Genomic DNA, 23,420 nt, shown 5'->3' with positions numbered 1-23,420 from the left:
CTGTCCGGCCTGAGCCGCCGGACAGGCCCCGAGTCGGGGGAGGTGGCGTGGGTCAGCGGCCGTGCCGCCCGCCGCTCACCGCCCGGCGCCGGGCCGACAGGAACAGGGCCGACGCGCCGAGGGCCAGCGCGGCCGCGCCGCCGATCGCGACGTACGGGGTGCTCCCGTCACCGCCGGTCTCGGCGAGGTTCCCGGTGGCACCCGCCGCCTTCGGCCGGTTGGCAGCGGCGGCGGCCTCCTTCGGCTGGTCGGGGGCGGTGTCCTCGGGGGCCGCGGCAGGCCGCGCCGAGGTGCTGGGGTCGTCGTCGCCGTGCCCGCCGTGCTCGATCGTCGACTTGTCGTTGCCCTGCTCGATCTGCTCCTCGGTGGGAGCGGAGGCGGACGGGGCCGGAGCGGCACCGCCGCCGGCCTCCTCGCCGTCCCCGCCTGTCGCACCGCCGCCGAAGCTGACGTCCGAGCAGGAGTAGAACGCCTCCGGGCTGTCCGACCGCTGCCAGACCGCGTACAGCAGGTGCCGGCCCGAGCGCTCGGGCAGGCGGCCGGAGAAGGTGTAGAAACCGCCCGCGGCGGCCGGGTCGGTGGCCGTGGCCACCGGGTTCGCCAGGTCCAGGTCGTCCCAGGCGAGCGGCTTGGCCGGGTCGTAGCCGGGCTTGGTGACGTACACCGTGAAGGTGCCCTTGTGAGGGGCCGTCACGCGGTACTTGAAGGTGTGTGCACCGCTCTTGACGGCGGTCGCGGGCCAGTCGGCGCGGGCGAGGTCGAGGCCCTTGAACTGCTCGTTGCCCGCGCTGCACAGCTTGCCGTCCGGGACGAGTTGCCGGTGACGTCCGCCCGCGTCCCCGATGCGGACGCCGTTCCAGTCGTAGAGGGCCTGGGTGCCGCCCGCCGCGACCGCCGCCTTGCAGGCGGCCGACTTCGGGCTCTCCGGACCCTCGGCGTAGCACTGCGAGACCCGGCTGACCGGGTCGCCCATCGAACCGTGCGCGACCGCCGGCGGGGCGGCCAGCGCGGTCAGGGCGAGCGGGAGCGTGCCGAGGGCGGCGACGGTGGCTACCTTGCGGCGTGCGGGCATGCGGAAACTCCTCGAAACGGTTCCTGGGACAGGGTCGGGCCCGAGCGGGCCGGATCCCGTGGGGTGATCCGAAGCTAGCCCCACGGAACCGTGAAATCGCCTGCTGAGAGCGGCTGGAGGAGATCCTTATGGCCGGCTTAAGGAAGTGCTCAGACTGGCATCAGGTAGGTACCGTCGCGGCATGGCAGACAAGGAGATCCGGCCGGCCGGCGCCGCCGACGTACCGGTCGTCGAGAACGTCATCGACGCGGCCTTCCGCCCCTACGTCGAGCGCATCGGCCGGGTGCCGCAGCCCATGGAGGAGGACCACGCGGCCGACGTGGCCGCCGGCAAGGTGTTCCTGACGGGCGAGCCCGTCGTCGGCCTCGTCGTGGTCGAGGCGTTCGCGGACCATCTCTTCCTGGACACCATCGCCGTCCACCCCACCGCGCACGGCAGGGGAGTGGGGCGACGGCTGCTGGAATTCGTGGACGCACACGCGCGTGCGCTGGGTCTGCCCGAGGTCAGGCTCTACACGAACGCGCTGATGTGGGAGAACCAGAAGATCTATCCGAAGTACGGCTACGAGTTGGTGGAGCGCCGTATGGACGGTCCCTACGACCGTGTCCACTACCGCAAGCGGCTGCTCTGACGCGTGCGTCTCATGATCGGCACCGGCCGTTCAGGCGTCCGGCCACCAGGTGCGTGCGATGTCCTTGCGGACCTCCGGGCGCCCGGAGGGACGCTCGTCGGCCTCCTCGCGGGCCCGGCGGACGTCCGTCTTCTTCAGGGGCTTCTGCACGGTCACACGGCGCATGGCTGCCTCCTTACGGGTCTACCGGGTTCCGCGTTCTCACGGAGGTAGACCTTTCGGGGGAGAGTTCCTCATCGCTCCCGGTCTGTCAGTGGCGGCAGTCACGATTCGAGTGTCAGTGGCGGGTGTCACTCTTGGGCGCATGACGAACCAGAGTGACGGCATGACCTCGGCGAACATGGACTGGGACGCGCGGGCCGCCTCCTTCGACGAGGAACCGGACCACGGACTGCGCGACCCCGCGGTGCGCCGCGCCTGGGCCGGGCGGCTGCGCGGCTGGCTGCCCGGCCGCGCGGGCGACGTCCTCGATCTCGGCTGCGGCACGGGCAGCCTGTCACTCCTCGCGTCCGAGCAGGGGCACCGGGTGACGGGAGTGGACCTCTCCCCGGCGATGGTGACGCTCGCCCGGGAGAAACTGGCCGGGCGCGACGCGGTGTTCCTCGTCGGCGACGCCGCGGCACCGCCCGTCGGGGAGCGGCGCTTCGACGCCGTGCTCGTCCGGCATGTCCTGTGGGCCCTGCCCGACCCCGGCCGCGCCCTCGGGCACTGGTACGGGCTGCTGCGGCCGGGCGGGCGGCTCGTCCTGGTCGAGGGCGTCTGGGGGAGCACCGCACCGGTCGGCATACCGGAGGACCGGCTCGTCGGCCTTCTCGCCCCGATCGCCGGTCAGGTGCGCGTGGAGCGGCTGTCGGGCGACCCGCTGCTGTGGGGCAAGGAGGTGACGGACGAGCGGTACGCGGTGGTGGCGCGGGCCCGGGCGTCAGGCAAGGAGCTCGGTGAAGTCCCCGCCGCGGGCGCGTGACTCCAGTTCGTCGAGGGCCGCCAGGGCGGCGCGCGCCGCCCCGGGATCCGCCTCGGCGAGGCCGCTCTCGGCGAACTCGTCCTCGTCCAGGCGCAGTACGTCCGTGCCGTCCGCGGAGCGCCACAGGTCCAGGTCGAGGTCCTCGACGACCAGCTCCGGGCCGGAGCGCCGCGCCGGGCGCGTGATGTCGCAGTACCAGCCCTTCAGCGCGCCCGTCGCGGAGCGGACCTCCTTCACCGCGTACCAGCGGTCCCGCCAGTAGTACTCGGTGAAGACGTCCCCGGGCTCGAAGCGGACGAACCCGAAGTCGCGGACTCCCGAGCCCGCCCAGGGGGCGCGGACCGCGATGCGCGTGCCGTCGTCCGCCAGGAGCTCACTGCTGTAACGGATCTTCGTGCGGCCCGCCTTGACCAGGACGACATCCAGCTGTCCGGGCCGGTCAGCCGAGTTCGCGGACATAGCGCACCTCCGTCGCGCAGACTTCGTATCCGAACCACTTGTTGATGGCGATCATGGGTCCGTTGCCGGTGTCGTTCCCCGTGAACGCCTCCGTATACCCCGCCGCGCGGGCCCGGTGCAGGGAGTCGTTCTTGGCCAGCTTGGCCAGGCCCCGGCCGCGGAACGCGCGGGCCGTGCCGGTCATGGCGGTGCCGTAACGGGTGCCGTCGGTGTAGGCCACGCTGAAGGCGGCCGGACGGCCGTCGACGACGGCGACCGTGGTCAGGCCGAGGTTCAGGAGCGGGTGCCGCCAGGTCTCCTTCAGCCAGGCCTCGTAGTCGGTGAACTCGACGTCTATGTCACTGGGTTCGTCCCGCACCACTTCCGCGTCCAGTTCGAACAGCGGACGCGGGTCGTCCGCGAAGTCGGCCGCCGTGCGCAGCTCGACGCCGGCCGGCGGGTCCTGGCGGGGCGGCAGCGCCCCGGCCGCCAGGTCGAGCCGGAGGAAGTAGGCGGACCGGCGGGCCCGGAAGCCGTGCCGCTCGGCGAAGGCGCGGTTCTCCGGCTCGTCCAGCACCCAGGCGTACAGCTTTGTGACGCCCAGCGCCGCGAGGCGCTCCTCGGCGGTGCGCAGCAGCAGCGAACCGGCGCCGCGGCGCGTGCGGTCGGGGCGCACGTAGATGTTGGCGGAACCCTGGCCGGGCTCCGGGCTGTCGTGGGCGACGCTGACCTGGGCCGTGCCGATGATCTCCCCGTCCTCCTCGGCGACGAGCTGGGTGAAGTGGGCGTCCGGGTGGGCGTGGGTCAGGGTGTGCACCACGGACTCGGGCGTGGAGAGCATGAAGGGCAGGGCGAGGCGGCGGGTGGTGGAGAACCCCTCGGCGTCGGCTCGGACATCGGGGCGCAGGTCGCGCACGATCACGGTCATGGAGGCGCACGTTACGTGGGGGTGAGTGCCGGGTGCCTCTCATTTTCCGTCCCGTGCGGGACAATCGGCCTGTGACCTTGAAGATCGACATCGACGACAGTGCTCCGCCCTACGAGCAGGTGCGGGCGCGGATCTCCGAGCAGGCGCGATCGGGTGCGCTGCCGGTGGGGTACCGGCTGCCGACCGTGCGGGGGCTGGCCGAGTCGCTGGGGCTCGCCGCGAACACGGTCGCCAAGGCGTACCGGGCGCTGGAGGCGGACGGCGTGATCGAGACGCGCGGGCGGCACGGCACGTTCGTGGCCGCCGCCGGGGCGGCGGCGGACCGGGAGCTGGCGTCGGCGGCGCAGGCCTATGCGGAGCGGGCCAGGAGGCTCGGGCTGGGCGAGGACGCCGCACTGTCCGCGGTCCGCGACGCCCTGCGGGCCGCATACGGGGAGTAGGGCGACGTCGGTCGGCCGTTTCCCGGGTCAGGGCAGCGGCGAGGTTTTCCCGGGCCAGGGTTCCCGGGCCAGGGCAGGGGCGAGCGTTTCCCGGGCCAGGGCAGGGGTGAGCGGCACGCGTGGGGACCGTCAGGTGTGAGCCAGGCGCTCCGGTGTCCGGGTGATCCGCAGGCCCGCCGATCTGCCCGCCCGTGCGAACGCCCTCGCGTCCGCCACCGCCGCGCCGCCGGGGTCGTTGTTGAAGTACGCGTAGACGTCCTCGCCGCCGGTCCAGGTCGTGGCGATGCGGTCGAGCCAGGTGGCGAGGGAGCGGCGGCCGTAGTGGGGCCAGGGGTGGGCGCGGCCCTGGTGGAAGCGGACGTAGCCCCAGTCCGTGGTGCGCCACAGCGGTGTCACGGGGCGGGCCAGGACGTCCGCCCAGCACAGGGCGGCGCGCCGGGACTCCAGGACTGAGCGGACCTCCGGGGTCCACCAGGAGTCGTGACGCGGCTCGACCGCGACCCGGGTCGAGGCCGGGAAGCAGGCCAGGCAGGCGTCCAGCAGACCTGGATCGGCGCGCAGGTTGGGCGGGAGCTGGAGGAGGACCGGCCCGAGGCGGTCGCCGAGACCGGCCGCGTGGCTCATCAGGCGGTGCACCGGCTCCTCGGGGTCCTTCAGCCGCTTGATGTGGGTCAGATAGCGGCTCGCCTTGACCGCGACGACGAAGTCCCCGGGCACCCGCTCCCGCCAGTCCTCGAAGGTGTCCCGGGCTGGCAGCCGGTAGAAGGCGTTGTTGATCTCGACGGTGGCGAAGTGCCCCGCGTACTCCTCCAGCCAGAGCCGCATCGGCAGCCCGGACGGGTACAGGACGTCCCGCCAGTCCTTGTACTGCCACCCGGACGTACCGACGAACAGGGTCATACCTCCATCAAAGCACCGGACGCCCCGGGAGGGGGCGGTGGCGACCGGGGCGTCCGGGACGCTACGCGTCGGCGCGTGTGTGGAAGCGGTAGAACAGCAGCAGGAAGACGGCCGCCGTGACCAGCACCGACGTGATGACCACCGGGCGGACGTCGTCGCCGGTCTGGCTGTAGAGGAAGCCCAGCGCGACGCCGGCGAAGACGGCCCGGATCAGGGCGTGCAGGGCGTGCAGCTCGCGCCGCAGGCGCCGGGTCACCTGGACGACGGCGACGCAGACGGCCGTGAAGGCCAGCGCGCTCCACACGCCCCACGCCAGGTCCGGCCCGGTGATGGGACCGCCGTGACGCCGGTTCACCGCGACCCAGTTGCCGTAGACGACACCGAGGACGACGGGCAGGACCCACCGCGCGAGGCGGTGGGTGGGTTCGCCGAACACGGTGGGTGCCGTGTGTGCCATCAGAGCCCTCCTTCGTCCCGGCGGAGCGTGGTGCCGCCGCCGCGCCCACCCTGGCACGCCTGGGTAATGGGGAGGTGAGAGGCGGTTGTGCGGGACCGGGCTACAGGTACAGCCCCGCGTCCGCACCCGCACGCGGCTCCGGCAGGGCCGTCGGGGACGTGCCCCGGCGCAGCGCGTACAGCTCGGCCAGGGTGGCGCCCTCGCGTCCGATGCCGTCCTCCGTGCCGAGCCAGCCCACCGCCTCGCGGCGGGTCAGCGGGCCCACCTCGATGCGGGCGAGGCAGCGGCCGGGGCGGACGACGGCCGGGTGCAGACGCTCCAGGTCCTCGTTGGTGGTGACGCCGACCAGGACGTTGCGGCCCTGGCCGAGCAGTCCGTCCGTCAGGTTCAGCAGCCGCGACAGCGCCTGGCCCGCCGTGTGCTTGGCCTCCCCGCGGATCAGTTCGTCGCAGTCCTCCAGGAGCAGCAGGCGCCAGCGGCCCTTGCCCGCCGCGTCCTCCTCACCGATGGCGATGTCCATGAGGTAGCCGACATCGGAGAAGAGCCGCTCGGGGTCCAGCACGCAGTCCACCTGGCACCAGTCGCGCCAGGAGCGGGCCAGGGTCCGCAGCGCCGAGGTCTTGCCGGTGCCCGGCGGGCCGTGCAGTAGCAGGAGGCGGCCCGCGATGTCCTCCGGGGTCGTCTTCATCAGGCGGTCCATGGCGTCCGCCACCGGGGCCGTGTAGTTGGGCCGCACCTCGTCCCAGGTGCCCGCCGCGATCTGGCGGGTGGTGCGGTGCGGGCCGCGGCGCGGGGAGACGTACCAGAAGCCCATCGTGACGTTCTCCGGCTGCGGTTCGGGCTCGTCCGCCGCGCCGTCCGTGGCCTGGTCGAGGACCTTCTTCGCCAGCTCCGCGCTGGTCGCCGTCACCGTCACGTCGGCGCCCCGGTTCCAGCGCGAGACCAGCAGCGTCCAGCCGTCGCCCTCCGCGAGGGTGGCGCTGCGGTCGTCGTCCCGGGCGACGCGCAGCACGCGGGCGCCGGGCGGCATCAGCGTCGCCCCGGACCGGACGCGGTCGATGTTCGCCGCGTGGGAGTACGGCTGCTCGCCCGTCGCGAAGCGGCCGAGGAACAGCGCGTCGACGACGTCGGACGGGGAGTCGGAGTCGTCGACGGTGAGCCGGATCGGCAGCGTCTCGTGCGGGTTCCCAGACATGCCGCCATGATCCGGCACGAGGGCGCCGCGTGCACCCGGTTTCCCGGCGCACGCGGCGTGTTCCCGGGTGTGGTTCAGCCGCCGGGGCGGGACACCAGCCGGCCCGCTCGGCGTGCCCTGCGGACCACGGCGTACCCCTTGGTCAGGGCACGGTCCTTGGCGAACGTACGGGTGATCGCCCGGCCCTCGATCACCCGCTCGAACTCGTCGATGCTCGTACTGCGGCGCACCGTCACGCGCCGCAGGGCGTACGGCCCCTGCGCGCGGCGCGCCAGGCCGTTGCCGACGGCGAGGGCCTGGGCGTACCCCGTCTCGCGCACCGCATGCCGGACCCGGCGGCTGGAGTAGCCGTACGGGTAGGCGAACGAGGCCGGTGCGGTGCCCAGTTGGTCGGCGACGATCTCCTTGCAGTGGATCAGCTCGAACCGCAGGGTGGCCTCGGAGATCTGGTCGAGCTGCGGGTGGCTGTGGCTGTGCCCGCCGATCTCGACACCGGCCGCCGCGAGGTCGCGGACCTGGTCCCAGTCGAGCATGGTGTCCAGGCCGCCCCCGGTGTCGTACGGCCCCCTCAGCCACCCGGTCGAGACGAACAGGGTGGCCGGGAAGCCGTGCTTGGCGAGGGCGGGCAGGGCGTGCCGGTGCACGCCCTCGTAGCCGTCGTCGAAGGTGACGAGGACCGGCCGGTCGGGCAGCGGGCGGCCGGAGCGCCAGCGGGCCGCGAGGTCGGCCGTGGTGAGCGGGGTGAGGCCCCGGTCGGCGAGCACCGCCATCTGCTCGGCGAACGCCTCCGGGGTCACGGACAGGGCCCGGGTCGCCTCGTTCGGGTCGGTGGCGACCGCGTGGTACATCAGGATCGGTACGCGTACGTCACTCACGGGCCGCCTCCTCGACCGCGGGCACCTGGAAGGTGGTGCCGCCCCGGCGGGCCCGGACGCTGCCGACGACGTACCCGCCCGCCGCCGTCAGCACCCCGGCCACGATCGCGCCGGCCCGCCCCGCGCCCCCGGGCCGGGCCAGCAGGGCGTCCCGCAGCCCCCGGGCCACCCCGGCCGGCAGCACCCGGGTCGCGTACCGGCGCTCGGACTCCAGGCCCTTGTCCGCGCCGACGCTCCGGGCCACCAGGGCCTTGGACAGGCCCTCGGCGTACGCCCGCGTGCGGAAGTACCGGAAGTGCTCGCGGACCTCGGGCACCCGGTGGTGGATCACCGCCCGGTCGTCGATCAAGAGCACCGCGTCGGGCCGGGCGCGGCTGAGGCGGATGCACAGCTCCGTCTCCTCGCAGCCCAGCGGGCGTTTGTCGCCGTCCCGGCCGATGCCGGTGGCGAAGCCGCCCGCCGCGTCGAAGGCGCTGCGCCGGAACGAGGCGTTGCCGCCCAGCACGTTGCGCACCCGGACCCGGCCGCGCGGCAGGCCCCGGTAGGTGCAGCCCACCACCCAGTCGAACTCCTCCGGGAACCAGTCCGGGCGCCGCCCCGACGCCCACACCGGCACCGTGCGCCCGCCGACCGCCAGCACCCGCGGGTCCTCGTACGCCTCGGCGAAGTGCCGCAGCCAGTCGCGCTCGGCCACGGCGTCGTCGTCGAGGAACGCCACGACCTCGCCGCGCGCGGCGGCGATGCCGGTGTTGCGGCCGGCGGACAGGCCGCGGGGGCCCGCGTTGGCGAGCACCCGCACGTCGCCGGCTTCCTTGTACTCCTTGCCGAGGCGGTCCAGGAGGGTCTGGTTGTGGTCGACGACCAGCAGCGTCTCCAGGGCCGGCCGGGACTGCGCCCGTACCGAGGAGACCGCCGCGAGGATGTCCTCCCAGCGGTCCTCGGTGTAGGCGCAGATCACGACGGAGACGTCGGGACCGCTCAACGCACCTCTCCCCGGACGGCGTCGAGCATCGGCGACCGGTCCGAACGGCGGCGCAGCGCACGGCGGTTGGAGCGCTCCTGGAGGATCACCTTCAGCACGCGCAGCCCGTCCCGCACGGCCCGCAGGTTGCTCGTGCCGTGGATGCGCAGGTACTCGTGGCTCGGGATCTCCTGCACCTTGAGCCCGGCCTTGACGACCCTGATGTTCATCAGCGTCTCGACCTCGAAGCCGGTGCAGTCGAGGTCGATCTTGTCGAGGCAGTGCCGCCAGAAGGCGTTGTAGCCGTAGCACAGGTCGGTGTAGCGGGCGCCGAACTTGCGGTTGACGACCGTGCACAGCGCCCAGTTGCCCAGCTTGCGGATGAAGGTCATGTCGTCGGTGCCGCCGCCGTTGGCGAAGCGGGAGCCCTTGGCGAAGTCCGCGCCGGAGACCAGCGCGGAGACGTACGACACGATCTCGTTGCCGTCGGCCGAGCCGTCCGCGTCGACCATCACGATGATGTCGCCGGTGCAGGCCTGGAAGCCGGTGATCAGGGCGTCGCCCTTGCCCTTGCCGCGCTGCTCGACGACCTTGACCTCGGGCCACAGCTCGCGGGCCACCCGGACGGTGTCGTCGGTGGAGTTGCCGTCGACCAGGACCACTTCGTGGATCCAGTCGGGCAGGGTCTTGAAGACGTACGGAAGGTTCTCCGCCTCGTTCATGGCCGGGATGACCACGCTCACCGGCGGCGCTATCGCCAGGTGAGAGGAGACGGGCCGGTACTTCGCTGCGGTCGGCGGATGCTCGTCCGTCACGGCCGGCTGCAGAACTGAGCTCATGAGTCGGGGCCCTCTCGTCCGGTGGACCGCCCCCCCAGGGCAGTCCGGATCCAGTCCGGTTCGAAAGGGGGGTTCTCACCCGGGGCACGCCGAGATGGACCTTCGGCACGCCGGGTGAGCTGGCAAAGCTGGCCGGCCCGGAAAACGGCAGCCGACCGCGCGGCACGGCCCGGAGACAGTTGCGGTCACCGAGCACGGCACCCCCCTACCGCGCCCCGCGCCGGTACGTCGCGGTCTTGAGCCCTCCCCTAGAGCCGCGTACTGACGGACCGATGCGGGTGAGATGTATGACGGTATTGACGATTGAACCCGTATGGCAAGACCTGGAACGGCCCCTCACGTTTTTGTTGGTTTGGTCGTTGCGGGAGGTGTTTTGTGGGGCGGAAGTTGAAAGGTTCCCGTCACATAAACGGCCGTTCCCCGACAGGCGCGTCAGGCCTGCCGGGGAACGGCCGTTCAGATGTTCGTGCTTACGGGACGAGCTGCAGCAGCCGGTTCGGCGAACCCGAACCCGCGCTCGTCACCTTGCCGGTGACCGCGCCGCCGACCAGGGCCGAGGCGACCTGGGCCGGGGTGGAGGAGGTGTGGCCCGCCAGGTAGACCGCCGCGGCGCCCGCCACGTGCGGCGTCGCCATCGAGGTGCCGGAGATGGTGTTGGTGGCGGTGTCACTGGTGTGCCAGCCGGCCGTGATGGAGGAGCCGGGCGCGAAGATGTCCAGGGCCGAGCCGTAGTTGGAGTAGCTCGCCTTGGCGTCGGTGCTGGTGGTGGCGCCGACGGTGATCGCCTCGGCGACCCGGGCCGGGGAGGACGAGGAGGCGGTGGTGCTGCTGTTGCCCGCGGCGACGGCGTAGGTGACGCCGCTGGCTATGGAGTTGCGGACGGCCGTGTCGAGGGCGGTGGAGGCGCCGCCGCCGAGCGACATGTTGGCGACCGAGGGGCCCGAGTGGTTCTTCGTCACCCAGTCGACGCCCGCGATCACGCCCGCGGTGGTGCCGGAGCCGCTGTTGTTCAGCACCCGCACACCCACGATCTTCGCCTTCTTGGCGACGCCGTAGGTCGAGCCCGCGATGGTGGTGGCCACATGGGTGCCGTGGCCGTTGCCGTCGGAGGCGTTGGTGTCGCCGTCGACGGCGTCGTAGCCGTGCGCCGCACGACCGCTGATCTGCTGGTGGGTGATGCGCACACCGGTGTCGATCACATAGACCGTGACACCACTGCCCGCGCTGTCCGGGTAGGTGTAGGTGCCGGAGAGCGGGAGCGAGGCCTGGTCGATGCGGTCCAGGCCCCAGGGGGCGTTGGTCTGGGTCGCGGAGAGCTGGACGCGCTGGTTCTGCTCGACCGAGGCCACCGCCGGGTCGGCGGCGAGGCGCCTGGCCTCGGCGGCGGAGAGGTCGGCGGAGTAGCCGTTCAGCGCCTTGCCGAACGTCTTCTCGACCGTGCCGCCGTACTCCTTCACGAGGTTCCTGCCCGCTGCCGAGGACGCCCTCAGGCCCGCGCTCTTCTTGAGCGTGACGATGTAGCTGTCCTTGACGGCGGCCGGGGAGTCCGCGGCGAGCACCCGGCCCTCGGCGGGGGCGGCCTGGGCGGGGAGGGCGGTGAGCCCGCCCACGAGGGCGGCGGTCGCCGACAGGGTGACGGCGGCGAATCCGAGTCTCTTGCTACGCAGTTGTGCCATTACGAGGGAGTCCTCCTCTAGGCGGCGCGCGCCTGGGTGGGGCGCGCGTCATGTGGGGGGTGTGCGCGTGCTCGCGCACACGGACCGGGAGCGTCGCGTTCCGCTCCCGGCCGGAGTAAAGCGTCGACCATCTACCGGCGTAGAACAAGAGAGTTGAGCACGAGTCAACAAATCTGTCATGCACGCGTAACAACGGGTGCCGAACGCGTAACACGACGTGCGGTGAACGCGCCGTGAGCATCCCGGAAAGGGCCGAAAAGACTTGGCATGGACACTTCCTGTCAACACGCGTAGCTGCTACGACGGTTATGGCAGAGATCCTGCTAAAGGGAGGTTCCATGAGACGTTCCCGACTTGTCGTCCTCGTGAGCTCGCTCCTCCTCGCCGCCGGCACCGCCCTCACCGGGGCAGCCACGGCGCAGGCGTCCTCACTCGCCGCAACTGGCGGCTATGTGGCGCTCGGTGACTCCTACTCCTCCGGAGTGGGCGCCGGCAGCTACATCAGCTCCAGCGGCGACTGCAAGCGCAGCACGAAGGCCTACCCCTACCTCTGGGCCGCCGCCCACTCACCCTCGACCTTCGACTTCACGGCCTGTTCCGGCGCCCGAACGGGTGAAGTTCTGTCCGGACAGCTCGCCCCGCTCAGCGCCACCACCGGCCTGGTCTCCCTCAGCGTCGGAGGCAACGACGCCGGGTTCGCCGACGTCATGACGACCTGTGTGACCCAGTCCGACAGCGCCTGCGTCTCCCGCATCAACACCGCCCGGGCGTACGTCGACTCCACCCTGCCCGGCAAGCTCGACAGCGTGTACTCGGCGATCCGCTCCAAGGCGCCCAACGCCCGCGTCGTCGTGCTCGGCTACCCCCGCTTCTACAAGCTCGGAACCTCCTGCCTCCGCCTCTCCGAGACCAAGCGCAAGGCCATCAACGACGCCTCCGACCACCTCAACACCGCCATCGCCAAGCGCGCCGCCGACCACGGCTTCACCTTCGGCGACGTACGCGGCACCTTCACCGGCCACGAGATCTGCTCCGGCGACTCCTGGCTGCACAGCGTCAACTGGCTCAACATCGGCGAGTCCTACCACCCGAAGGCACCCGGCCAGTCGGGCGGCTATCTGCCCGTGCTCAACGCCAACGACTGACCGTTCAGCCGGAGTCCTGGTCCGACTCCGTGTCGGAACCCGGGTCCGACTCAGGGACCGAAGCAGAAGGGGAGGCCCCGTCCGTCGGGGTCTCCGTCTCGCACGTGATCGAGAACGGCACCGACTCGGACGTCGTGCGCACCGGCTCCCGCACCTCGACGCCGATCTCGTTCTCGAACGTCCCGCTCTCCGCGTCCGTCGTCACGGTCACCGCGTCGTGCTTCGTACGGCCGCCGCCCTCCGGGAACGACAGCGTCTTCCAGCCCCCGTCGAGCACCGTGCCGTCCTGGGTCACCCAGCGGTAGCGCACCTCGGCCGGCAGCCGCCCCACCGTGAACGTGGCCGTGAACCTCGGCGCCCGCTCGTTCGGCGGCGGGCACGGGCCCGAGTAGTCCGTGCGCGTGCCGTCCAGGCCGACCCGCACCGACTGCGGCGGCGGACCGCTCTCCTCGCTCTCGCTGGGCTTCGGGGAAGGGCTCGACTTCCCGCTCCCGGTGTTCGGCGGCGGGCTCTTGGTCTCGGTGGGTGTGCCCACCCCGGCACCGCGGTCGCCGTTGCCGTCGCCGTCGCCGTTGTTCAGCAGTGCGTACGTCAGCCCTCCCACCGCCAGCGCCAGCGCGACCACGCCCGCCACCAGCACCCGGCCGGCCCGGCGGTCGCGGTCCCGGCCGGTGGCCGTCGTCGTCGCCCCCGAGCCGGACGCCGCCGGCCCGCCCGGGAACGGCATCGGGGGCGTGGGAGAGGGCTCGGGGCGGGCCGCCACGGTCGGCGGGAAGGGCGCCGCCCGTACGGTGTCCGCGTGCGGCGAGCCGCCCGCGGCGACGACCCGCAGATCCTGCTCGGCCCGCTCGGCCGGCAGCCGCTGCTCGGGGTCCTTGCGCAGCAGTCCCTCGATGACCGGGGCGAGCGGCCCGGCTCGGTACGGCGGCGGCAGCTCCTCGTCGACGATCGCGCGCAGCGTGCTCAGCGGGGTGTCGTGACGGAACGGGGAGTGGCCCTCCACCGCCGCGTAGAGCAGCACCCCGAGCGACCACAGGTCGGACTCCGGGCCGGGCGTGCGGCCGAGCGCCCGCTCCGGGGCGAGGAACTCGGGCGAGCCGATGACCTCGCCGGTCATGGTCAGCGCGGAGCTGCCCTCGACCATGGCGATCCCGAAGTCGGTGAGCACGATCCGGCCGTCGTTCGCGATCAGCACGTTGGCCGGCTTCACGTCCCGGTGCAGCACCCCGGCCTCGTGCGCCGCCCGCAGCGCGGCCAGCACCTCGGCGCCGATGTGCGCGGCCCGCTGCGGCGCCATCGGGCCCTCGGCGTCCAGGACCTCGGCCAGGGACAGGCCCCGGACCAGCTCCATGACGATCCACGGCCGGCCGCCGTCCGTCGCCACGTCGTAGACCGTGACGACGTTCCGGTTGGCGACCCGGGCCGCGGCCCACGCCTCCCGCTCCAGCCGGGCGTACATCCGCTGGACGTCGTCGCCCCCGAGCCCGGCCGGGGCGCGCACCTCCTTGACGGCGACCTCGCGGTGCAGCACCTCGTCGCGGGCGCGCCACACCGTCCCCATACCGCCCTCGCCGAGCGGTGCCAGGAGGCGGTAGCGGCCCGCGATCACCCGCTCATGGCCCGGTTCTTCGGACACGGCGCCCCCATTCGCAGCCGGGCGGAATCTCCATGAGGTCTGTTTTCCCCAGGACGTCGTATTTCCTCACGAACGTAACTCAGCCCAGTGCGGATGCCGCCCCCTTGAACACGAGTCCGGCCCCGAGGACGACGACGGCGGCGGCCGAGCCGAGCGGGGCGGTGCGGCGCACCAGGGCCGCGAGAGGCCCGGCCGTCCACCGGGGGCGCCGGTCCAGCAGCCGCGTCATGCCGCTGCCCGCCTTGACGACGGCGTACCCGGCGGCCGTGAGGGTGAGCGCCAGCCCGACGCCGTAGGCGACGACGAGCAGCAGACCGAACCAGGCCTGCCCGAGGGCCGCGGCCCCGACGAGCACCACCACGGCGGACGGGCTGGGCACGAGCCCGCCCGCGAAGCCCATGAGGATCGTGCCGCGGAGCGTGGGTGCGACGGGGTGGGAGTGGGTGAAACCGCCATGGGTGTGCTCGATGGTGTGCGGGTGGGAGTGAGGGTGGCCCCGGTCGTGATCGTGCGGGTGGTCGTGGTGGTGATCGTGGCCGTGATCATGCCCGTGGTCATGCCCGTGGTCATGGTGGTGGTCGTGGTCGTGCGGGTGATCGTGCGGGTGGCCGTGATCATGGCTGTGGCCGCCGTGGCCGTGCCGGTGGGGGTGCGCGCGGTTGCGCAGGGCGCGGCGGAGCAGGCTCGCGCCCGCCAGGGTCACCAGGATCCCGCTGGCGACACCGAGCCAGGCGATCACCGAGGGCGCCGCCGCCGACCCGGCCGTGACCAGCAGGCCGAGGGCGACCACGCCCAGGGTGTGGGTGACCGTCACCGAGGCGGCCATGGGCAGGACGTCCTTCATCCGGGCCTGGCCGCCCCGGGCCGCCGCCGTCGCGGCCATGATGGTCTTGCCGTGGCCCGGGGCGAGCGCGTGCATCGCTCCCAGGCCGACGGCGATGAGGAGGGCCAGCGCGGCGAAACCGGCCGTGAGGTCGTGCCGGGCGACCAGCTCGTCCAGGGCCCGCGTCCAGCGGTCGGCACCGCGCGGCAGCACCGAGGCGGCGGGGGCGTCCGACTCCTCCTCGGCCAGCGCCGGGCCGCCGGGGCGCACCCGCAGCGCGGCGGACGCGGTGTCGGCGGGGGAGGAGAGCAACTCCTCGGGATACTCGGTCAGTTCGGCCGAGATCGACTTCCGCGGTACGTCCGACGCGGTGAGCGTCATACGGTCGCCCCGCGCCGTGATCTCCCGCCAGCCCGGGCCGGAGGAGGCGCCCGCGCCGCGGAAGCCGAGGGAGACGCCCTCCCGGTCCGACGCGCCGGACGGGAGGGGAGCGGTCAGCTCGCACTCCACGCGGAGGGTGTCCAGCCCCGCCTGCCCGGGCCGCACGCGCGCGTGGCCGCGCTCGGCGGTGAGGCGGGCGGCCCGGCCGTCGACGGTGACCCGGCTGTCCCGGGCGGCCGTGGCACACCGCTCGCGGGCCCACATCGTCATGCCCAGCCGCTCGATCTCCGGTTTCGCCTGGGTCGCGGGGATCTCGGCGAGGTCCTCGACGTGGTGGACGCGGAGTTCGCCGGGGGCGGCGACCAGGCCGTCGTAGCGGTTGACGGTGAAGTTGCCCAGCGGATGGGCGCTCGCCGTGGCGGCGGGCAGCAGGGTGAGCGCGCAGGCGGCCGTGAGGACGGCGGCGCCGGACGCGAACAGCCGGCGCAGGGTCACCGGTTCCCCTCCAGGTCCTCGAGTGCGGTACGGGCCTCGCGCGCGCCGAGGGGCGAGAAGCCGGGGTTCAGGTCCAGCGCGGCCTTCAGGTGCTCGCGGGCGGCGCGCTCGTCGCCGGCGGCGCGTTCGATGATGCCGCGGTGGTAGAGGAAGGCGGCGTTGCGGTAGCCGGTGGCCGTGGCCCGGCGGGCGTACGGCAGGGCTTCCTCGTCGCGGCCGTTGACGTGCAGCGCCCAGGCGAGGGCGTCGGCGGTGTGCACGCTGTGCCGGCGGTCCCACTCGGCGCGGGCGGCGCGCAGGGCCGCCTCCTTGTCACCGTGGTCGGCGGCGGCCATCGCCGCGTCGAGGTCGGCGTTGACCCCGCCCGCGCGGGCGAGGGACGTCCAGGCGTCCACCAGGGCGTACTGGTCGCCGGCCTTCGCCCGGTCGCCGTCGGCGCCGCGGTCCTCGTACAGCTCGCCGAGCGCGACGAGCGGGCCCGGCAGCGGGAAGCGGGCGACGACCTGCTCCAGCCCCTCGACCGCCGCCGCCCGGTCGCCCTTCGCGGCCTGGGCGCGGGCCCGGCCCTCCAGGGCGGGGAGGTAGTCGTCGTCGGCGGCGAGGGCGCGGGCGTAGTGGTCGAGGGCCGTGGCGTACTCGCCCTGGTTCCAGGCCAGTTGTCCGAGGGCGGTGGCGACGTACGCGACGTCGGCGGGTGCGTGGGCGGAGCCCAGGGCGCGCTCCAGCACGTCACGGGCCGTGCGGACGTCGCCGCGCAGCTCGCGCACGTACGCGTACCGCGTGAAGACGGGCACGCCGGGGCGCCGGTCGTCGGCGGTGTCGGCGGCCTCGGCGGCGTCGTCGTACCGGCCCAGCTCGACCAGGGCGTCGATACGGGTGCACAGGGCGCGTTCGTTGTAGGGGTTCTGCTTCAGGGCCCGGTCGGCGAACTCCAGGGCGCCCGGGAAGTCGTGCCGGGCGGCGGCCAGGGCGGCACGGCCGGCGAGGGCCTGGTCGTTGCCGGGCTTCAGGTCGAGGGACCGCCGCAAGGCGCGCTCGGCCTGCGGGTAGCGCGAGGGGTCGCCGTTCGTACGGGCCTGCTCGACGTAGGCGACCCCGAGGGTGGCCCAACCGCCGTGATCCCTCGGCTGGGCACGCAGGTGCCGCTGGAGGGACGCGATCCCGGCGGCCAGATCACCCCGGGCGAGATCGCCGGGCGACAGCGCCCCGGCGGCGGACACGGCCTGGGCACCGGCGCCCGCACCACCGTCCCCGACACCCCCGAAGGCGACGGCCCCACCGGTCAGCGCCACCGCCAGCAGCGCGGCACACCCGGCCAGATGAGCCGCCCGCCAACGCCGCCCCCCGTCAGCGGCCCGCCGCACCGCGACCACACGCGGATCGACACCGTCGGCGTCGGCGGGGCGGTGGGCATCGGCGTGGCCGTGGGCGTCAGCGGGGCTCTGGGCGTCGGCGGAGCCGTGGGCGTCGGCGGGGTGGTGGGCGTCAGCGGGACCGTCGGCGCGGCCGTCGGCGTCGGCCGAGCCCCGGGCATCGGCGGAGCCCCGGGCGTCGGCGGAGCCCCGGGCGTCGGCGGAGCCCCGGGCGTCGGCCGGGCCGTCGGCGTCGGCGGAGCCCCGGGCGTCGGCCGGGCCGTCGGCGTCGGCGGAGCCGTGGGTGTGCGGCTCGTTTCCATTGCCGGAGTCGCCCTCGGCGGGACGGCGGGTGCCCGGACCGGCGGGTGCACCGGGGTCGGGCCGTCGTCCGGTATCGGAGTCGGTCTGGGGGGTCGTTTCGCCCGGCGGATTCGGTTCGGGTCGTCGTTCGGTGCCCGGGTCGGTCCGTGCCTCGGCCGTGTCCGTCTCCGCTTCGGCGGTGTCCGTTCCGCCCTGGGCGTCACCGGCCCGCTGCGCCCCCGCCTCGGCGGCCGGGCTCCCGGACCGGTCCGCGGAGCGCGGTCCGTCGGTCTCGGGCTCCGGGTCCGTCGACCGCGGGCGGTCGTCGCGCCTCTCCGGTGTGCTGTCGGTCGTACGCGGAGGCATGACCTCTCCTCGGTCGGGTGTGCTGGTGCGGGAGGGTGAGGCGCGGCCCGTGCCGTGGGGGATGGTGGGAACGGGCCGCGCCGGCAGAGGGAGCGGAGCGGGTCAGTACGCCCGGTTCCGCATGCGGCGCCACCACATCAGGGCCGCGCCGATCAGGACGATGCCGCCCGCCCCGGCCCCGGCGGACGCGGCGATCAGCTGCATGTCGTCCGAGCCCTGCGCGTTCGCCGGCTGGAGCGCGTCGCCCAGCTGGCTGCGGACGTCGTTGCCGCCGTCCACGCCCTTGGCGAGCGGGCCGCGCGAACCCTCCGTCGGCAGGGCGACGTACGGGAAGGCCTTCTCGAAGTCCTTGTCGTTCTTGTCGACCGCGTCGCCCAGGTCGTTCTTCGCGCCGAGCAGCTCACCCTCGACGACCTGGAGGGAGGCGTCGATCACGTCGTCGGTGAGCCGACGGCCGTTCGGGAAGCCGGCGTTGTCGCCGTCGAGGACACCCAGCCGCTTGGGCTTCGCGGCGGGCTTGATCGAGGTGTTGAGACGCAGCTGCTCGGACGGCGTGACGTGCGGCGGCTGGTTGAGGTCCTTGACGCCCTTGAGGAAGACGTCGACCAGGTCGTTGCGCGGCTCGTCCGGCGCCGGGATCTTGTAGATGGCCTCGATGAGCTTCGGCAGCTCCGGGTTGGTGACGTTCTTCAGGAACTGGGCGTCGTCCCGGGGCGCGGACGCGTTGAACGTGTCCTTGTCCTTCAGCGGGTTGACGACCTCGTTGACCAGCGGGTTGCCGAGGCGCGAGACCTGCGCGAAGTAGCCCTGGGCGTTCTTGCGCTGCGTCGTCGACCAGACGCCGATGACCGGCTGCTCGTGCGACTCGGTCAGGAAGCTGCTCGGGACCTGCAGGGCGATCGTGTTGACGTTGTAGCCCTTGAGCGTGTCGTTGCCGACCTCGGAGAGGTTCCCGCCGTACAGCAGGTCGAAGACGCGCAGGTCCAGGAAGAACGGGTCGTCGGCCTGCCCGGCGAACGTCTGGGCGCCCCCGGCGAGCTTGTGGACCGCCTGCTTGCGCAGGGTGTTGTAGTCCGGCATCGACGCCTTGCCGACGTTCGACGGCGCCACCGGCACGTCGTCGGCGACCTTGGTCTTCGACACCGCCTTCAGATCGCGCAGCTTGATCAGTTCGAGGTCGTAGGTCTGCGTGATGTTGAGGTCGGGGTCGTCGAGGCTCTCGACGGGGCCCGTGTTGTACAGGAACGTCTTGTCGTTCTTCGTGTGCGTCTTGAACGTGTACCGGAACAGCAGGTCTTCCTTCGCGTCACCGTTGCTGTCGATGCGCAGGTCGTACTGCGCGTCCTCGGCGAACGTGAAGAAGTTCGGCCCGCCGGCCGGCTCCTCCATCGGGATCCAGTTCGCGACGATGGTCGTCGTGTCCGGCTTGTCCGGGCTGACGAACGCATACACGTCCGTGTTGTCGTACTGCGGCGTCCCCGAGATCAGCGGGGCCTCCCGGTGACTGGAGGCGGAGGCCTCCTCAGGCGCCAGCGCGGTCACACCGGCGGCCGTGAGCCCGCCTGCGGCCAGCGCGCCACACACCGCGGTCGCGATGCTCCTGCGTCCCGCACGGGTCCTGGGGTTAGGTGTCATGCCGTCCGTCCTCCGTGTCAACTTGCCTGACACACGCCATTCGGAGCGGTCGGCAGAGTGGATTGGTCGAATCTCAAACGTTCTTACGGAGCATCTGAAAAGTTGTTTCATCACCGGGGGACCCGCGTTTTCCGGGCGCTGATCCGTAACCCCATCCGGAGGTGTGTGCGTTGCGAATGCCTCGAATGAGGGGACAGGCCCGGTGCGGCCTCGGAGAGGGGGACCGAGTGGAGGCGGACGAACTGCTGCTGCTCGTGGCGAGCGGGGACCAGAGGGCGTTCGAGGATTTGTACGGACTGGTGTCCGGCCCGGTGTTCGGGCTCGTACGGCGTGTGGTGCGCGACCCCGCCCAGTCGGAGGAGGTGGCTCAGGAGGTGCTGCTCGAACTGTGGCGGTCCGCCGCGAAGTTCGACCCGGGGCGCGGCAGCGCCATGTCCTGGATCCTCACCCTCGCCCACCGCCGGGCCGTCGACCGGGTGCGCAGCGCCCGGGCGGCCGGGGAGCGCGAGCAGCGCGAGGCACTGCGCGCCAACCAGCCGGCCTTCGACCACGTCACCGAGGAGGTCGAGGCCGGTCTGGAACGCGAGCTGGTGCGCCGCTGCCTGGACCGGCTCACGGTCCTGCAGCGCCAGTCCGTCACGCTCGCCTACTACGAGGGCTACACGTACCGTGAGGTGGCCGAGCGGCTCTCCCTGCCGCTGGGCACCGTCAAGACGCGGATGCGCGACGGGCTGACCCGGATGCGCGAGTGCCTGGGAGGCGTGGCATGAGCCTCTTCCGCCGCGAGGACCTGCACTCGCTCGCCGCGCCCTACGCGCTGGACGCCCTCGACCCCCTGGAACGGGTCCGCTTCGAGAAGCACCTGAAGGGCTGCGACCGCTGCGCCGCCGAGGTGCGCGCCCTGTCCGAGGACGCCGTCCGGCTCGCCTGGTCGGCCGCCGCCCCGGCCCCGGCCGCCCTGCGCGACCGGGTCATGACCGCCGTACGGACGACCCCGCAGGACCCCGCGCCCCGGGACGCCGCCCGGGCACCGGCACGCGCGCGTGCGACGCAGTTGCCGCCGCACGTGTGGGGCACCCAGCCGCCGCCGCGACAGCGGGAGCGGCGCCGGATCCCGCTGTTCGTGCCCTTCGCCACGGCCACCGCCGCCGCGGCCCTCGTGGTCGCCTCGCTCTTCGCCGTGCAGGCGAACCGCACCCAGGACGAACTGGCCGCCGAACGCGACCGGTCACGTGAGATCGCCCACGTTCTGGCAGCTCCGGACGCCCGCGCGAGCAGCGGACGGGACGGCCGGGGCCGCACGATCGGAGTGATCGCTTCCGCCACGGAGGGGAGCGCGGTCGTCACCCTCGGCGGATACGGCGCCCCGCCGGGCGGTCGCGTGCACCAGCTGTGGCTCATGCGCCCGGGCGCGCAACCACGCTCCCTGGGCCTCTTCGAGGGCGACACGCCGCTGGTCGCGACCGGTCTCGGCACCTCCGCGTCGTCACTGGCCGTGACCGTCGAGCCGGCCGGTGGATCGCCCCAGCCCACTACGCAGCCGATCGTCCAACTCGCCCTGAAATCTGTTGGATTCGGAGAGTGATCGGAGATACATCGTCAACCCCCTTATGGGGAAGGTGAATCCTGTGACCGCGATACACGTGTGCTCGGACGGGGCGATAGGGTTAACCTGCCCGGGCCGGGTGGACTCGTACGGGTGGGGAGTGACATGGAACAGATAACAGTGCGCAGCAGGGCCAGGGTCCCTGCGATCACCTGCGGGAGCAGCGCGACCAGTTCGCGCCTCGACCGCCACCTCTCGGTGCTGGCGGGCCCTGCCGTCCCGCAGCGGGAGACGGTCGAGGCGACCTCGCTGATGCGCGAACTGACCGCGCGCCAGCCGCACGACCGCAGCGGCAGGGGCGCGCGCGTACGCCGCGTCTCGCTCTTCGCACCGCTGCGCCGCCTGCGCCGTTCGCTGTTCGGCGGCAAGTAGGGGCCCGCGCTCGGGCGGTCGCACCGCCCCCGGCGCACGCTGCGCACTCGTCGTCCGTCATCCCCGCGGCACGCAGCGGCGCCAGGTGTGTTCCCGAGCGCGGTACGCCCCCTGTCGGTGTCTCATCCCCGCCCGGCAGTGACCGGGGGCCCCGCGCGGCCTCGACGCCCGAACCGCCCGCTCACCGCTCCCCCTGCGCGTACTGGCGCACGGCCAGCGGCACGAACACCCCGAGCAGCACGGCGCACCACAGCAGCGACCCCGCGACGGGGTGGGCCACCGGCCAGGCCGCCCCGTCCGGCACCGGCGCGTTGCCGAACAGGTCCCGCAGGGCCGTCGTCACCGCGCTGATCGGATTCCACTCGGCGACCGTCCGCAGCCACCCCGGCAGCCCGCTCGTCGGGATGTACGCGCTGGACAGCAGCGGCAGCAGGAACGTCGCCCCGCCGAGCTGACCGGACGCCTCCTCGCTGCGGGTGAGCAGCCCGAGGTAGATCCCGGCCCAGGTGCACGCGAAGCGGAACAGCAGCAACAGCCCGAAGGCCGCGACCGCTTCGAGCGGGCCGCCCTCGACCCGCCAGCCCACCGCGAGCCCCACCAGCAGGAACGGCACCGTCCCGGCCGCCGTGACGACGACGTCCGCGGCGGCCTGCCCGAGCGGTACGGCCGCCCGGCTCATCGGCAGCGTACGGAAGCGGTTCGCCACGCCCCGGTGCGTGTCGTGGGCGGCCTGGAACATGCCGGTCATGATCCCGCCCGCGGCGGTCGCCACCAGCAGGCCCGGCACGAGGAACGACCGGTAGGCCTCACCCGGCATGGCCAGCGCGCTGCCGAAGACGTAGCCGAAGAACAGCAGCATGCTGATCGGCATCGTCTGGGTGAGGATCAGCAGGCCCGGGTTGTTCCGCACCCGCCGCAACTGCCGTCCCAGCATCGCTGTTCCGTCGTACGCCAGCATGCTCATGCGGCACGCTCCTTCACTTCGTAGGTGGTTCCGGTCAGGCGCAGGAAGACGTCGTCGAGCGTCGGAGGCCGCAGGCTGGCGTCGAGCAGCGGCACGCCCGCCGTGTCCAGGGCGCGCACCAGCAGCGGCAGGGTGAGCGTCGGGTCCTTGCTGACCACGCCGACGGCGTTGCGCGCGTGGTCGAACGACGGCTGACCGCCCGTGAGCCGGTCGAGCACGGCCGCCGCCTTCGTGAGTACGTCGGCGTCCGGCACCACGACCTCGGCGTGGGCGCCGACCAGCGCCTTGAGCTGGGCCGGCGACCCGGTGTGCGCGACCCGGCCCCGGTCCACCAGGGCGATGTCGTCGGCGAGCCGGTCGGCCTCCTCCAGGTACTGCGTGGTGAGCAGCACGGTCGTGCCCTCGGCGGTCAGGCCGCGCACCACGTCCCAGACGAGATTGCGGCTGACCGGGTCGAGTCCGGTCGTCGGCTCGTCCAGGAACAGCACGTCGGGGCGGCGGATCAGGCTCGCCGCGAGGTCCAGGCGGCGGCGCATGCCGCCGGAGTAGGTGGAGGCGGGCCGGTCGGCGGCCTCCGTCAGCCCGAAGCGGTCGAGGAGCTCGGCGGTCCGGCCGGCCGGTCCGCGCACTCGGTGCAGCCGGCCGAACAACTGGAGGTTCTGACGGCCGGTGAGGTCGCCGTCGATCGAGGTGTCCTGCCCCGTGACGCCGATCCGGCTGCGCACGGCGGCGGCCTCGCGGACGAGGTCGTGCCCGGCGACCCGGGCCGAGCCCGCGTCCGGCCGCAGCAGCGTGGTCAGCAGCCGCACGGCCGTGGTCTTGCCCGCCCCGTTCGGCCCGAGGACCCCGCACACCGTCCCCTCGGCGACCGCCAGGTCCAGCCCGCGCAGGGCGTGGACCTCCCCGAACCGCTTCTCCAGACCCTCACTAAGTACAGCGTACGTAGAAGTCATGGCATGACCATAG

At 73.1% G+C, this 23,420-nt stretch carries 24 protein-coding genes; 7 read left to right on the top strand and 17 right to left on the bottom strand.

What is annotated here, in order from left to right; all coding sequences use genetic code 11:
• Positions 1-52: 52 nt before the first annotated feature.
• Positions 53-1,072 carry a lytic polysaccharide monooxygenase auxiliary activity family 9 protein gene (locus tag ABZ948_RS24235; protein ID WP_359762773.1) on the bottom strand — a complete coding sequence of 340 codons (1,020 nt, stop codon included), beginning with the start codon at positions 1,070-1,072 and terminating at the stop codon, positions 53-55.
• 181 nt (positions 1,073-1,253) lie between these two features.
• Here ABZ948_RS24235 and ABZ948_RS24230 point away from each other — a divergent pair, with 181 nt between their 5' ends.
• Positions 1,254-1,703: a GNAT family N-acetyltransferase gene (locus ABZ948_RS24230; protein WP_359762771.1), complete on the top strand. Its 450-nt coding sequence runs from the start codon at positions 1,254-1,256 to the stop codon at positions 1,701-1,703.
• Positions 1,704-1,733: 30 nt separating this feature from the next.
• Here the strand turns inward: ABZ948_RS24230 and ABZ948_RS24225 are convergent, their stop codons facing one another.
• Entirely contained in the window at positions 1,734-1,868 is a 135-nt protein-coding gene (locus ABZ948_RS24225) for a hypothetical protein (protein WP_359762769.1), read from the bottom strand.
• A 139-nt stretch (positions 1,869-2,007) separates the two neighbouring features.
• On the opposite strand from ABZ948_RS24225, the gene ABZ948_RS24220 reads away from it, so the two are divergent.
• Positions 2,008-2,667, top strand: a complete 660-nt coding sequence (locus tag ABZ948_RS24220; protein ID WP_359762768.1) for a class I SAM-dependent methyltransferase — start codon at positions 2,008-2,010, stop codon at positions 2,665-2,667.
• Here ABZ948_RS24220 and ABZ948_RS24215 read toward each other — a convergent pair.
• Together ABZ948_RS24215 and ABZ948_RS24210 are read right to left on the bottom strand one after the other, a co-directional pair.
• Positions 2,626-3,126: a ribonuclease FAU-1 family protein gene (locus ABZ948_RS24215; protein WP_359762767.1), complete on the bottom strand. Its 501-nt coding sequence runs from the start codon at positions 3,124-3,126 to the stop codon at positions 2,626-2,628. The two genes, ABZ948_RS24220 and ABZ948_RS24215, sit on opposite strands and share 42 nt — an antisense overlap.
• Positions 3,107-4,033 (bottom strand): GNAT family N-acetyltransferase, encoded by a 927-nt coding sequence (locus ABZ948_RS24210; protein WP_359762765.1) that lies wholly within the window; start codon positions 4,031-4,033, stop codon positions 3,107-3,109. The genes ABZ948_RS24215 and ABZ948_RS24210 overlap by 20 nt, the downstream gene beginning before the upstream one ends.
• 71 nt (positions 4,034-4,104) lie before the next feature.
• Here ABZ948_RS24210 and ABZ948_RS24205 point away from each other — a divergent pair, with 71 nt between their 5' ends.
• The gene (locus tag ABZ948_RS24205; protein WP_359762763.1) at positions 4,105-4,473 is read left to right on the top strand and encodes a GntR family transcriptional regulator; all 369 of its coding nucleotides are present in this window, start codon (positions 4,105-4,107) and stop codon (positions 4,471-4,473) included.
• Between the two features lie 129 nt (positions 4,474-4,602).
• On the opposite strand, the gene ABZ948_RS24200 is transcribed toward ABZ948_RS24205, so the two are convergent.
• The 7 genes from ABZ948_RS24200 to ABZ948_RS24170 all read right to left on the bottom strand — a co-directional run bounded on the left by ABZ948_RS24200 (position 4,603) and on the right by ABZ948_RS24170 (position 11,376).
• On the bottom strand, positions 4,603-5,373 hold the full coding sequence (locus ABZ948_RS24200) for a DUF72 domain-containing protein (RefSeq protein WP_359762761.1): 771 nt from the start codon (positions 5,371-5,373) through the stop codon (positions 4,603-4,605).
• A 61-nt stretch (positions 5,374-5,434) separates the two neighbouring features.
• Positions 5,435-5,830 carry a hypothetical protein gene (locus ABZ948_RS24195; protein WP_359762759.1) on the bottom strand — a complete coding sequence of 132 codons (396 nt, stop codon included), beginning with the start codon at positions 5,828-5,830 and terminating at the stop codon, positions 5,435-5,437.
• 100 nt (positions 5,831-5,930) lie between these two features.
• The gene (locus ABZ948_RS24190; protein WP_359762757.1) at positions 5,931-7,025 is read right to left on the bottom strand and encodes a DUF5925 domain-containing protein; all 1,095 of its coding nucleotides are present in this window, start codon (positions 7,023-7,025) and stop codon (positions 5,931-5,933) included.
• 74 nt (positions 7,026-7,099) lie between these two features.
• Complete coding sequence (locus ABZ948_RS24185) at positions 7,100-7,900, bottom strand: polysaccharide deacetylase family protein (protein ID WP_359762755.1); 801 nt, start codon at positions 7,898-7,900, stop codon at positions 7,100-7,102.
• The gene (locus ABZ948_RS24180; RefSeq protein ID WP_359762753.1) at positions 7,893-8,882 is read right to left on the bottom strand and encodes a glycosyltransferase family 2 protein; all 990 of its coding nucleotides are present in this window, start codon (positions 8,880-8,882) and stop codon (positions 7,893-7,895) included. Before ABZ948_RS24180 ends, ABZ948_RS24185 begins: the two co-directional genes overlap by 8 nt.
• Entirely contained in the window at positions 8,879-9,700 is an 822-nt protein-coding gene (locus tag ABZ948_RS24175; protein ID WP_359762751.1) for a glycosyltransferase family 2 protein, read from the bottom strand. The genes ABZ948_RS24180 and ABZ948_RS24175 overlap by 4 nt, the downstream gene beginning before the upstream one ends.
• Before the next feature lie 470 nt (positions 9,701-10,170).
• Complete coding sequence (locus tag ABZ948_RS24170; protein ID WP_359762749.1) at positions 10,171-11,376, bottom strand: S8 family peptidase; 1,206 nt, start codon at positions 11,374-11,376, stop codon at positions 10,171-10,173.
• A 338-nt stretch (positions 11,377-11,714) separates the two neighbouring features.
• Between ABZ948_RS24170 and ABZ948_RS24165 the strand changes: the two genes are divergently transcribed.
• Positions 11,715-12,521: an SGNH/GDSL hydrolase family protein gene (locus ABZ948_RS24165; protein ID WP_359762747.1), complete on the top strand. Its 807-nt coding sequence runs from the start codon at positions 11,715-11,717 to the stop codon at positions 12,519-12,521.
• Between the two features lie 4 nt (positions 12,522-12,525).
• Here the strand turns inward: ABZ948_RS24165 and ABZ948_RS24160 are convergent, their stop codons facing one another.
• From ABZ948_RS24160 to ABZ948_RS24145, 4 genes are all read right to left on the bottom strand, one after another.
• Entirely contained in the window at positions 12,526-14,157 is a 1,632-nt protein-coding gene (locus ABZ948_RS24160; RefSeq protein WP_359762745.1) for a serine/threonine-protein kinase, read from the bottom strand.
• 79 nt (positions 14,158-14,236) lie between these two features.
• A complete protein-coding gene (locus tag ABZ948_RS24155; protein WP_359762743.1) occupies positions 14,237-15,856 on the bottom strand; it encodes a HoxN/HupN/NixA family nickel/cobalt transporter in 1,620 nt (539 codons plus the stop codon).
• Entirely contained in the window at positions 15,853-17,877 is a 2,025-nt protein-coding gene (locus ABZ948_RS24150) for a tetratricopeptide repeat protein (protein ID WP_359762741.1), read from the bottom strand. Before ABZ948_RS24150 ends, ABZ948_RS24155 begins: the two co-directional genes overlap by 4 nt.
• 102 nt (positions 17,878-17,979) lie before the next feature.
• Positions 17,980-19,512, bottom strand: coding sequence for a DUF4331 domain-containing protein (locus ABZ948_RS24145; protein WP_359762739.1), 1,533 nt, complete (start codon positions 19,510-19,512; stop codon positions 17,980-17,982).
• A gap of 227 nt (positions 19,513-19,739) precedes the next feature.
• Here ABZ948_RS24145 and ABZ948_RS24140 point away from each other — a divergent pair, with 227 nt between their 5' ends.
• The 3 genes from ABZ948_RS24140 (at position 19,740) to ABZ948_RS24130 (ending at position 21,490) form a co-directional block, all read left to right on the top strand.
• Positions 19,740-20,282, top strand: coding sequence for a sigma-70 family RNA polymerase sigma factor (locus ABZ948_RS24140; RefSeq protein WP_359762737.1), 543 nt, complete (start codon positions 19,740-19,742; stop codon positions 20,280-20,282).
• Entirely contained in the window at positions 20,279-21,097 is an 819-nt protein-coding gene (locus ABZ948_RS24135; RefSeq protein ID WP_359762735.1) for an anti-sigma factor, read from the top strand. Before ABZ948_RS24140 ends, ABZ948_RS24135 begins: the two co-directional genes overlap by 4 nt.
• 126 nt (positions 21,098-21,223) lie before the next feature.
• On the top strand, positions 21,224-21,490 hold the full coding sequence (locus ABZ948_RS24130) for a hypothetical protein (RefSeq protein WP_031116539.1): 267 nt from the start codon (positions 21,224-21,226) through the stop codon (positions 21,488-21,490).
• 181 nt (positions 21,491-21,671) lie between these two features.
• Here ABZ948_RS24130 and ABZ948_RS24125 read toward each other — a convergent pair whose 3' ends face one another.
• Both ABZ948_RS24125 and ABZ948_RS24120 read right to left on the bottom strand, forming a co-directional pair.
• The gene (locus ABZ948_RS24125; RefSeq protein ID WP_359762732.1) at positions 21,672-22,454 is read right to left on the bottom strand and encodes an ABC transporter permease; all 783 of its coding nucleotides are present in this window, start codon (positions 22,452-22,454) and stop codon (positions 21,672-21,674) included.
• Complete coding sequence (locus ABZ948_RS24120; protein WP_359762730.1) at positions 22,451-23,407, bottom strand: ATP-binding cassette domain-containing protein; 957 nt, start codon at positions 23,405-23,407, stop codon at positions 22,451-22,453. The genes ABZ948_RS24125 and ABZ948_RS24120 overlap by 4 nt, the downstream gene beginning before the upstream one ends.
• Positions 23,408-23,420 lie beyond the last annotated feature (13 nt).

The sequence above is a fragment of the Streptomyces olindensis genome, assembly GCF_040645895.1.
GTDB classification, from domain to species: domain Bacteria; phylum Actinomycetota; class Actinomycetes; order Streptomycetales; family Streptomycetaceae; genus Streptomyces; species Streptomyces olindensis.
This window is presented reverse-complemented; position numbering and strand designations above follow the sequence as displayed.

What these genes read in the sequence shown, in the direction of transcription:
- ABZ948_RS24235 (WP_359762773.1), bottom strand. Translation starts at nt 1,072, where the DNA reads ATGCCCGCACGCCGCAAGGTAGCCACCGTCGCCGCCCTCGGCACGCTC.
- ABZ948_RS24230 (WP_359762771.1), top strand. Translation starts at nt 1,254, where the DNA reads ATGGCAGACAAGGAGATCCGGCCGGCCGGCGCCGCCGACGTACCGGTC.
- ABZ948_RS24225 (WP_359762769.1), bottom strand. Translation starts at nt 1,868, where the DNA reads ATGCGCCGTGTGACCGTGCAGAAGCCCCTGAAGAAGACGGACGTCCGC.
- ABZ948_RS24220 (WP_359762768.1), top strand. Translation starts at nt 2,008, where the DNA reads ATGACGAACCAGAGTGACGGCATGACCTCGGCGAACATGGACTGGGAC.
- ABZ948_RS24215 (WP_359762767.1), bottom strand. Translation starts at nt 3,126, where the DNA reads ATGTCCGCGAACTCGGCTGACCGGCCCGGACAGCTGGATGTCGTCCTG.
- ABZ948_RS24210 (WP_359762765.1), bottom strand. Translation starts at nt 4,033, where the DNA reads ATGACCGTGATCGTGCGCGACCTGCGCCCCGATGTCCGAGCCGACGCC.
- ABZ948_RS24200 (WP_359762761.1), bottom strand. Translation starts at nt 5,373, where the DNA reads ATGACCCTGTTCGTCGGTACGTCCGGGTGGCAGTACAAGGACTGGCGG.
- ABZ948_RS24195 (WP_359762759.1), bottom strand. Translation starts at nt 5,830, where the DNA reads ATGGCACACACGGCACCCACCGTGTTCGGCGAACCCACCCACCGCCTC.
- ABZ948_RS24190 (WP_359762757.1), bottom strand. Translation starts at nt 7,025, where the DNA reads ATGTCTGGGAACCCGCACGAGACGCTGCCGATCCGGCTCACCGTCGAC.
- ABZ948_RS24175 (WP_359762751.1), bottom strand. Translation starts at nt 9,700, where the DNA reads ATGAGCTCAGTTCTGCAGCCGGCCGTGACGGACGAGCATCCGCCGACC.
- ABZ948_RS24170 (WP_359762749.1), bottom strand. Translation starts at nt 11,376, where the DNA reads ATGGCACAACTGCGTAGCAAGAGACTCGGATTCGCCGCCGTCACCCTG.
- ABZ948_RS24165 (WP_359762747.1), top strand. Translation starts at nt 11,715, where the DNA reads ATGAGACGTTCCCGACTTGTCGTCCTCGTGAGCTCGCTCCTCCTCGCC.
- ABZ948_RS24150 (WP_359762741.1), bottom strand. Translation starts at nt 17,877, where the DNA reads ATGCCTCCGCGTACGACCGACAGCACACCGGAGAGGCGCGACGACCGC.
- ABZ948_RS24145 (WP_359762739.1), bottom strand. Translation starts at nt 19,512, where the DNA reads ATGACACCTAACCCCAGGACCCGTGCGGGACGCAGGAGCATCGCGACC.
- ABZ948_RS24135 (WP_359762735.1), top strand. Translation starts at nt 20,279, where the DNA reads ATGAGCCTCTTCCGCCGCGAGGACCTGCACTCGCTCGCCGCGCCCTAC.
- ABZ948_RS24130 (WP_031116539.1), top strand. Translation starts at nt 21,224, where the DNA reads ATGGAACAGATAACAGTGCGCAGCAGGGCCAGGGTCCCTGCGATCACC.
- ABZ948_RS24125 (WP_359762732.1), bottom strand. Translation starts at nt 22,454, where the DNA reads ATGAGCATGCTGGCGTACGACGGAACAGCGATGCTGGGACGGCAGTTG.
- ABZ948_RS24120 (WP_359762730.1), bottom strand. Translation starts at nt 23,407, where the DNA reads ATGACTTCTACGTACGCTGTACTTAGTGAGGGTCTGGAGAAGCGGTTC.